The 9,092-nt window shown below is 61.2% G+C and carries 8 protein-coding genes; 1 reads left to right on the forward strand and 7 read right to left on the reverse strand.

Annotated features, from left to right (window positions below):
* Window positions 1-276: 276 nt before the first annotated feature.
* Window positions 277-2,244: an AsmA family protein gene (locus ABJK70_RS15530; RefSeq protein ID WP_347258411.1), complete on the reverse strand. Its 1,968-nt coding sequence runs from the start codon at window positions 2,242-2,244 to the stop codon at window positions 277-279.
* A 464-nt stretch (window positions 2,245-2,708) separates the two neighbouring features.
* On the opposite strand from ABJK70_RS15530, the gene ABJK70_RS15535 reads away from it, so the two are divergent.
* Complete coding sequence (locus tag ABJK70_RS15535) at window positions 2,709-3,035, forward strand: hypothetical protein (protein ID WP_077729151.1); 327 nt, start codon at window positions 2,709-2,711, stop codon at window positions 3,033-3,035.
* 484 nt (window positions 3,036-3,519) lie between these two features.
* On the opposite strand, the gene ABJK70_RS15540 is transcribed toward ABJK70_RS15535, so the two are convergent.
* The 6 genes from ABJK70_RS15540 to ABJK70_RS15565 all read right to left on the reverse strand — a co-directional run.
* Window positions 3,520-3,834: an HPF/RaiA family ribosome-associated protein gene (locus ABJK70_RS15540; protein ID WP_077729152.1), complete on the reverse strand. Its 315-nt coding sequence runs from the start codon at window positions 3,832-3,834 to the stop codon at window positions 3,520-3,522.
* 40 nt (window positions 3,835-3,874) lie between these two features.
* The gene (locus ABJK70_RS15545; protein ID WP_086135476.1) at window positions 3,875-5,026 is read right to left on the reverse strand and encodes a hypothetical protein; all 1,152 of its coding nucleotides are present in this window, start codon (window positions 5,024-5,026) and stop codon (window positions 3,875-3,877) included.
* Between the two features lie 156 nt (window positions 5,027-5,182).
* A complete protein-coding gene (locus tag ABJK70_RS15550; RefSeq protein ID WP_347258412.1) occupies window positions 5,183-5,818 on the reverse strand; it encodes a PepSY-associated TM helix domain-containing protein in 636 nt (211 codons plus the stop codon).
* A 62-nt stretch (window positions 5,819-5,880) separates the two neighbouring features.
* Complete coding sequence (locus ABJK70_RS15555) at window positions 5,881-8,028, reverse strand: TonB-dependent siderophore receptor (RefSeq protein WP_347258413.1); 2,148 nt, start codon at window positions 8,026-8,028, stop codon at window positions 5,881-5,883.
* Window positions 8,029-8,104: 76 nt separating this feature from the next.
* Complete coding sequence (locus tag ABJK70_RS15560; RefSeq protein WP_347258414.1) at window positions 8,105-8,533, reverse strand: biopolymer transporter ExbD; 429 nt, start codon at window positions 8,531-8,533, stop codon at window positions 8,105-8,107.
* The coding region (locus ABJK70_RS15565; RefSeq protein ID WP_347258415.1) for a MotA/TolQ/ExbB proton channel family protein at window positions 8,533-9,092 on the reverse strand (560 nt) is incomplete at its 5' end. The genes ABJK70_RS15565 and ABJK70_RS15560, both read right to left, overlap by 1 nt.

The following is a 9,092-nucleotide window of genomic DNA, read 5'->3' on the forward strand; positions in this document are numbered from 1 at the left end:
TGAAAGAGGGATCGAGGGGGATTCAAAACGCCGGCCGAGCACCGGATCCCTGTCGGTTTTCTCATCGGACCGACACGACCTAACGTCCAGTAGATGGCGCGTTGCCGCGTAAGCCGTCGTCGGTAAGCGAAAACGCCATATCCGCCGCGAATCTACGCCGCCAAAGTATCCCCGTCAATTGCAAGCAGGTTGAGACTCAGCGCACAACTCGAGACGTCCGGCCCGATAAATTCCGGAATGTGGCGCCCCGTCTCTTTTCAAAGACATGGACCCGGTTTAGTGCCGTTCTTGTCGTTCCCGCTCTTTTTCCGGAATTTTCTCTTTGGATGTGGCGGCATCGACCAGTGCGTGGCACGCACTGTCCTCGGCCAAGCCGAGTTCGATCCAGGGAATCAATGCTGCCGCCGGAGTCAGGAGCGCTCCCAGCGCTACGGAAGCTGCGCCGCGGGCGATCAGGGGCGCAGGCTCGGGATAGGGGCGCGGCTTTTTCAGGTTTCCTTCGATCTTGATCGGATTTCGCGCGCTGAACGGGCTGAAGTCCTTGGGATGGGCGGTCAGGCGGAGATCCAGGGCCTCGGTGGCCAGATTCACCTGGCCTTCCATCAGCACATTGGTATCGGTGGTATCCATCAGGAACAACTGAGTCTTCACCACGCCGTCGCTGACGATGAAGTCGGCGATGGTGCAGCGGACCGGAATGCTCGGATCCGTGCCGATGAGTTTCTGGAGACTCTCCGCGAAGTCGATACCGAACAGTTCCATCATCAGGTTGCTGATGCGGCCCTGTTCCATCAGGATGGTTATGCCGCCGTCCGCGTGAGCGGCCATCTCCGCCACCGAGTTGCCGGCGGTGGTCAGATTCACGCGGCCGAAAAAGGTGCCGGCGGTTTCTTCTTCGAACGGGGTTCCGGCCACCAGCCGCTTGAACGGCACCTTGTCGATTTTTCCTTTGACTTCGGTCTGTAATTTGTCGCCGCGTGCGTTCAGAGTCACATTGGATTCGATCGCCCCGAAACCCACGGTAAGCTTTACCGGTTGGATCGTCAGCATGCCTTGATCCATTTTGACATGCACGGACACATCGTCCACCGGCATCCAGGGGGTCACGATATTGCTGCTTTGGAAGCGCACGTCCCCGTCGGCGGCGCGCAAGCCCTCCACGGGATACGGCTTGTCGGGAAGCAGTCTCGGGCGCTCCGGTTCCTCCGGGGACGGCGTCGGATCGGCACCGAAGACGCCCACGAAATCCTTGAAGTCGAGTTTGCGGGAAACCACGTCGCCTTGCAGGTAGGGCCGCTCGTCCCGCATCGTGAACATCAGGTCGCCGGTGAGATCGCTGTTGCCGAGACTGCCCTCGAACCCCTTCAACAGCCAGCGTTCGCCCTCACGGTTAATCTTTCCGCTGAACCGATACGGCGGCGTTTCCGGTATCCACATGGGCGCTATGGAGGCGAGCGCCGCGAGATCCGGCCCTTTCGCCTCGAACTGCAAATCGGGGCCCTGAAGCTCCAAGGGTTCGGCTATCGTGCCCGATACCTTGGCCTCGGTCTTGCCGTACTCGACTTCGACGTTAACCGGGAAGGGCTGATCTTCTTGCCAAAGATCCAGCACCGAACCGCCTCTGACCTTCAGCGTGAATTGTTCCTGCTGCAATCGGCCCTGGCCGCTCAGTTCGACCGCCTGCTCGTCCGACTCGCCGACCACCGTCGAAACGTTCATGTCCAAGCGGGTATCCGTGGTCGGATCGCGGAACAACAAGCGGCCGTCGTCGATGGCGAGGCTATCGATTTTCGGAACCCATCTTTCGCTAACGGGGGCTCCGGCCGGTTCCCGCTTCTCTTTTTTGTCGCCGAACTCCCAATTAGCCATTCCCTCGGGATTCCGTTCGAGCAACATGTGGGGTTTCGAGACGCGGACTTCCGGAAGCACGATGCGCCCTTTGAAGAGTTCCGGAATTCGGACGGCGAACGCCAGCCGGTCGAGGGTGAACATCTCCGGTTCGCTTCCCCAGGGCGCATTGGCCAGTTCCACGTCGTTGATCGTGAAGCGCGGCGTCCACGACCAGTCGGCGCTCAGATCGCCATTGATCGCGAATTCGCGGCCCAGGGACTTGCTGACCGCCGTGGATAGCGGCTCGCGAAGCCTGTTCAGGTCGAAGAAGGCTATGACGAGAACGATGGTAAGAATCAGAATCCCGATCAGGGCACCGATTCCGATAGCGATCCATTTCAAGACGCGCAGCATAAGCTTTCCCAAGGAAATCGGTTATCGGGCTGATCGGCAACCCGCCTGGTGAAGGCCGATACCGCTCCAAGCTCTTCCCGGATTCCGCTCTCAATGTCCATAGTACCCTCGGCGCCGCGAGCGATTTACACGGTCCGTATCTTTCAAGCCTCGCTGCCGGCGAATCCGCTCGGTCGTACGATGCCTTGCCGGATAGACCTGTCGCCGTCCAAATTCTCTTAAATCGTTATGACCGCCGATCCGGCAAAAAGGTCGTTGGAAAGACGCTTTCCATCCTTAGACAGTACGGATGATTGTTCCCCCACGATTTCGCTATCGACCCGATCCGCCCGCTCACGGAACTTTTGATTTAGTATCGCGTCAATATGATCGTCATCGCCTCGGTACCCCGCATTGGGTGGTGTAAGCCAGGCGTAAGTATCAACGAGATGAATCCGCGTCCTTGGAGATTTCTGGAGACAATCATGTTCAAGCTTTTCCCGCCGAATTCTAAAACCACGGGATCCGCCATCTTGGCCTTGAGCGCTCTAATTTTCTCGGCAACGACACTGGCTGACGAGCCGCCTGTCGAGGCCACATCCGATGCAGTCGAGTATTGCGAATCGCTCGGCATGGTGAGCGGGCACTCGGGCTACGGAAAACATGGCGGCGTGCACTGGGAGCGAGTCGCAAAAGGCCGGGCGCTACGGAAAGCGGACAATCTCGGAGCCACTCATATCGTATGGGAAAGCGCCACCCCTCGCGGTGCATTCAATGGTCATGTGACCGGCAACATCTACGAGTGTGAATGAGTAACCGGCTCCGCGAGAGGTGAAACGCCGCTCGCGGAGCCGATCGCGCAGGTCTTTCGCATCCCGCCGCGCGTTGGGGCAGAGGACTCGATACCGGTATCGAAGAAAATATCCGAACCGTACTCGATCACCGTTATCCGGGAGAGGTCGAAACGCTCTTCATTTTCGACGACGCACACGAACCGGCGCTTCCCTTATTAATCAGGCCCGTAAATACCCTCCTGGTATTTCGGGCCGCCGCCCGGGCCGGTACACGCCCGGCCTGGGCTCACGCGGCTTGTCGCCGCGCCGGGGCATCCCTGTCCCGGATTAACCCGGCCTATTATTTATAGGCCGGGTTAATAGTCGAAAAAGCGCTTGCCGAGCGGAAGCGAGCCGGACAGGCCGTCGACGCGCGAGTCATTTTTTGCGGCCACACGCCGATTCTCAAAACAGACGTCCGCGCCGAATCGTTCGCTGGATACGCCTGTGCGAATGCCGTTCGCTAGCGGTTTTCCAGTCGGCTGAAGGTGGAATCCAGCGCTCTCTTCAGCTTTTCCGCGGCTCCGTTGACCGCCTGCTCGACGCTGTCGGCCCTGTGACTGACCGCTACCGGCTTCAGGCCCGCAGGGCGAGCCTCGAGCAGGCAGCGTATATCGTCTTGACCGATCTTGTGAGCGTTGATGTCACTGAGATGAGCTTCCACCCGGGTGACCCTTTCGCCGAAACGACCCAAAATCGCCGCTACCGAATCCTCGACCCAGTGGGCCAGTTCGTCGCGGCCTTCGATGTTGCTGTCGGTGTTGAACTGAATCTGCATGGACGCGTCCTTTTGCCTAGGCTATCCGGGAACGACCCTCTTAATAGCGATAAATCGCGGCAACCCCGGTCCCGGTGGGCATCCGCTCGGGGGGAACGACGACCACTTGGCCGCCGCTCCTCATGACCCACTCCGCGAGATCGTCGAGCAGATCATCGACCTCGGGGTGAGCCAGATCGTCGAATTCGACCTGTCCGGTCGTGGAATCAATTCGGCCGGGAATCTCGCAGCCGGCGTCGATCAGCAAGCTCGTAACCCGACCGGCTACGGCCGCCTCGGCGACCTGGGCCGGATCGTCGGCACCGAGCCCTTTGGCTTTCGCCGCGCCGAACGCCTCCACCAGCTCGTCCAGCCTTGCCAGATAATAAGGCTCGACCGCCCGCCACGCGCGCTCCCGCAGTTCGTCGGCGGACACCGCGTCCGGATGGACATCGATGCCTTCCTCCAACAGGAACGGGTTATGGCTCACCCGGCGGAAGAGATGATGGTGTTCCGGCAGCGCCGCGAGCACCAAGGGCAAGCCCGAGGGCCGCGAATGATGTTCCAGCACGGCGCGGTCGACGACGCGAAAGAACCGTTCCGCATCAAGGTCCACCTCGTCCTTTCTCCCGCCCTGGCCATGGTGCATCGCCGGACCGGCGGGGCCGGAGCCATAGGTGGAGACGGTCAGGTGCGGCTCGGTCAACTCCTCGCCCAGCGCTTCGATGATGGTGCGCGGGACCTCATCGGCCAGTTCGATTTCGTCCAGTGCGTCGCGATTCCCTTCAAAAAGCTTGATTTCCTTACGATTCAGTCCGAGAACCTGGTAGCGATCGGCCGACTGGAGGATGCGCAGCAGGGGTTTGGTGTGGAAGCTGTCGGCCACTACCGCCAATTCCGGAACCGGCCGCTGCAGCCTATAGGCTAGGAACAAGCCGGGCGCGGCCAGTACGGCTAGTCCATCCAGCGTGTGATTCCAGAAGCCGCGATCGGCGGCCAGGTTTCGAAACGGCTCGATGAGCGCTCGAATCTTTTCTTCCGGATAGGTCCGCCGCAACGAGTCTTCCAAGGCTTTCACCAGGTTCCGAAACCGGATTCGGTCCTGCTGGTTATCCGGATGGGACCGGTGAGTCGGCGCGTACAGCGAGAGGCATGGGGGCCCTTGAACGTCGAAGAAGAGCCCGGTGGGGTAATCATGTGCCGGTGAATCCATAAAGCCTCCGGGGCAAGGCGAAAGTCCTGGAAAATACCCAAGATGAATAAGTATCAATGACCAAGAACGTTCGCCAATCGTTCCCCTGCTTTCAGCCGGCCGCCTTCCGCTGCGATGATTCCCGTTGTTCCGGTCGGCGCGACCTCCCCCGTCTCTCTATAGAGCCTGCCAGACAAACCAGAGTCCCAGACCGAGCGAGCCGAGGCCGAGCCCGGCGGCGGTGAGCCGGCGGCCATGCAGCCGGGTCCACAGCAGCACGCCGGTCAGGCCGAGCACGATCAGTCCGCCGGCCAGCGTGTCCGCCAGCAAGATCCAGCCGACGCCCAACCCGGCGCCGCGGTGCAAGTTGCCGAGCAGGGCGAAGACATTCGCTTCGCCGCGCTTGACAGTGACGAAAGCATTACCTTCCCAATATTCCGCTTGGAGGAAGCGTTGCGGCGTACGCGCGGCGATCTGCCAGCGCGCCGGCTGCCGCACCTCCACGCCGTTCCAGATAACGGTCTTGCCAGGCTCCTGCATGATCTTCGCCTTGTCGGATGGGAACTGCAGCGCTTCTGCTAGCCATAGTGCCAAGGCCTTGGGATCGGCGGGACGCGGTTCCGGCAGCGGCAGCTGTATCACGGTCTGCTCCATCCGGGCGGCCGGAATTTTCAACTTCTCGTGGTGATTGAGCAGAATTCCCGTGGTCCCGAACAAAAACCCCAACGCCGCGCCCCACAGCCCTATCCAGGCGTGAGTGCGGCGCAGCCATTTGAGGAATGCCCCGCGCGCCAGACGCCTAGGGAGGAACAAGTATCCGCCCGAGGGCTTGGAGCGCGGCGAGTGAGCCGGAAGACCGAACTCGGCGGGCTTCATCAGAATCTCACCCGCAGCGCGGCTGTGGCGGCAATCGGCGAGCCCGGCATGATGTTGTTGTTGCTGTGCGCCGAAGCGTAATACTCCTTGTCGAATAGGTTTTCGACGTTGACCTGCACCTGGACATTGTCGTTGACCGTGTAATAGACGGCCCCGTCGAAGCGGAGGAAGCCCGGCAGGGTGACGTTATTGTCGGTGGCCGCGTACATTTCGCTGCGGTATACCGCGCCGAGGCCGACGCCCCAATGAGGGGTAATGTCGTAGCGGTTCCAGAGCGAAACCGTGTGTTCCGGGACCTGGGCCACCTTGTTGCCTTTCGGAGCGCTGGCCGACAAGCTCTCGGTGATTTCGGCATCCTGGTAGGCGTATCCGCCGATCACGCGCCATTGGTCGGTGATGTTGCCGCTCAATCCCAGTTCAATCCCCCGCGTGCGCTGGCCGTCGACCAGGAACGACGCCGCGGGGTTATTGGGGTCGGTGGCGATCGCGTTGAGGCGATCGAGCTGATAAAAGGCCAGGGTCGCCGACAGATCGGGACGGATGTCCCACTTCGCACCCACCTCGTAGTTCTTGAACTCTTCCGGCTCCAACGAGCTATTGGCCAGTGTCAGCGAGGCCAATTGATCGCCCGCTCGCGGCACATAGGCCATGCTGTAGCTCGCATAGATCGAGAGCTCGTCGAACGGCTTGAAGATCAGGCCCCCGCGCGGCGACCAAAGGTCGTCATTGGTGTAGAAAGTCTGGCCGTTGCGGTTGTTGCGGAAATCGACCTCGAAGTTGTCGTAGCGAAGCCCCGCCACGAGTTGCCAGTGCTTGGTGAGCTCGATCTGATCCTGAAAATAGCCCGCCGCGATGGTCGCGAGGCCGTGGTTGTCCGCATCCGTGGCGCTTTGCCGGAAGGTGACGGGGCCGGTATATCTCGGATCCGCCACGGGAACCCTGGCCGATGTCGCATTGGGACCCACCGCCGTGAAATATCCGGTCTGGCGAAAGTTGTCGGTTTCCTGGTGACCGAACTCGGCGCCGGTCAACAGAGTGTGTTTGAACGGTCCGGTTTCGAGCTCGAACGTCAGATCGGTCTGGTTGAAGAAATTCTCGCGCTGGGTCGCGTTGTTGTAGGCCGAGATCGCCACCTGGTCGCCCGCGGCATTGACCGCCCCCGGGAAGATGTTCTGGTAGAACTTGTCGTAGATCGCATAACGGGTGCGGTTGCGGAACTTGATCCCGTTCCCGAAGTCGTGATCGATCAAGGCGTTGAACGCGTCGACTTTCGACCAGGTCGGACTGCGCCTCGGATCGCCGAAAAACGTGGAAACGTCGGTCTCGACCGGGCGGCCCGAGAACGAAGAAATGCCGCGGTCCGCGACACGGTCGTCCTCGTAATGCTCGTAGCCGAAGGTCACTTGGGTCTGATCGCCCAGACGCCAGGACACGGTTGGATTGACGCCCCAGCGCTCGGCATGGAAACCCTCGCGAAAGCTGCGTGAACTCTCCCACATGCTAGTGAGACGAACGGCGAAATTCTCGTTGATGGCTTGGCCGAAGTCCCCGGTTAACCGGAATTTGTCCCAGGAACCGACCTGAAAGCTCGCCTCGCGCGGGTTCTCCCAGTTCGCTTGCTTGGTTACCCGGTTGATCAGACCGCCGGAGCTGCCGCGGCCGAAAATCATCGCGTTCGGGCCTTTCAGCACCTCCACCCGGTCGATGTTGTAAAGATCGCGGAAATACTGGACATCGTCGCGCATGCCGTCGACGTACATATCGCCGGTCGTGGCGTTGCCGCGAAAAATCACCGCATCCCGGTTGCCTTCCCCTTGCGACATCACGACGCCGGGCACGTAGCGGACCGTGTCGGCGATGCTCTGCATGTTCTGGTCCTTGATCAGCTCCTGCGTGATGACGGTGATCGACTGCGGAACGTCGATCAGGGGAGTGTCGGTCTTGGTCGCCGTCGTGGTGCGTTTGGCCATGTAACCTTTCGTGTCGCCGCCCGCCTGTTCCACCTTGCCGACCACTTTGACCTGGTCGAGCGTGGTGAGATCTTCGTCCGCCGCGATGGCGCCATCCGTCGCGCACGCCAGGGCAAGCGCGAGTGGCGTTCCGGCCAACGCCGTGGATTTAAGCCGGTAGTTGTTATTCTTAGTCATGGATGTTTTCCCCAAGTTAACTGGTTCTGTTGGCTGGCTACCTGGCTGGAAAACGGCTGGGTGGCTAATTCGTATGTCAAGGCTTGGCTTCGTTCGGATCGGAGACGAAGCCGATGCGTGTCACGCCGGCATTGGCCGAGGCGGCGAGCACTTCGGCGATGATCTGGTAGGCCGTGGCCTTATCGGCCCGGAGGTGCACCTCGGGCTGAGGCTGCTGCTGCGCCGCCGCCGCGAAGCGCTCGCGCATCCCTGCCCGGTCGATCGCTTCGTTGTTCCAGAAAAGCCGGCCGGCTCCGTCGATCGCCAAATCGACGTGCTCGGCCTGGTCCGTGCTCGGCTGGCTCGCCGCTCTGGGCAGATCGATCTTGACGTTGTGGGTGAGCAAGGGCGTCGTGATCATGAAAATGACCAGCAAGACCAGCATGATGTCGATGAGCGGGATCATGTTGATCTCGGCCGAGGGACGCATGCCGCCCTGCCCTTGGCCGAAGCTTCCGAACGCCATCACGCACCTCCCGCGACGGTCCGGCCGACCGCGGCGCTTCGGTCATCGGCTTCGGTCCCGACGCAATGCGCGCCGGTGGTCAGGAAGGCAAACAGGTCGTGGGCGAAGGCATCGAGCTTTGCCAGCAGCAGCCGATTGGAGCGGGCGAAGGCGTTGTAGGCCAATACGGCGGGAATGGCCACGGCCAGCCCGGCGCCGGTCATGATCAGCGCTTCGCCCACGGGACCTGCGATCTGATCGAGGCTCCCCTGCCCGCTCATGCCGATGTTGACCAGGGCGTGGTAAACGCCCCAAACGGTGCCGAACAAGCCGATGAAGGGCGCTGTGCTGCCGATGGATGCCAGCACGGTGAGCCCCCATTCGAGGGACGCGGTTTCCTCGTCGATGACCCGGCGCATCGAACGCGTCAGGAATTCCGCCGCCGAACCCGCTTCGTTCAGCCGCCCCGCGCCGTGCCGGGCATGATGCCGGGATGACACCAGTGCATGATAGGCGAGATGCGAAAACGGTTCGTCCGGGTGGTGCTCTTCCAATTGCAATTCCACGGCATGCAGGGAAG

It is taken from the genome of Methylocaldum sp., assembly GCF_039794385.1.
GTDB lineage: Bacteria > Pseudomonadota > Gammaproteobacteria > Methylococcales > Methylococcaceae > Methylocaldum.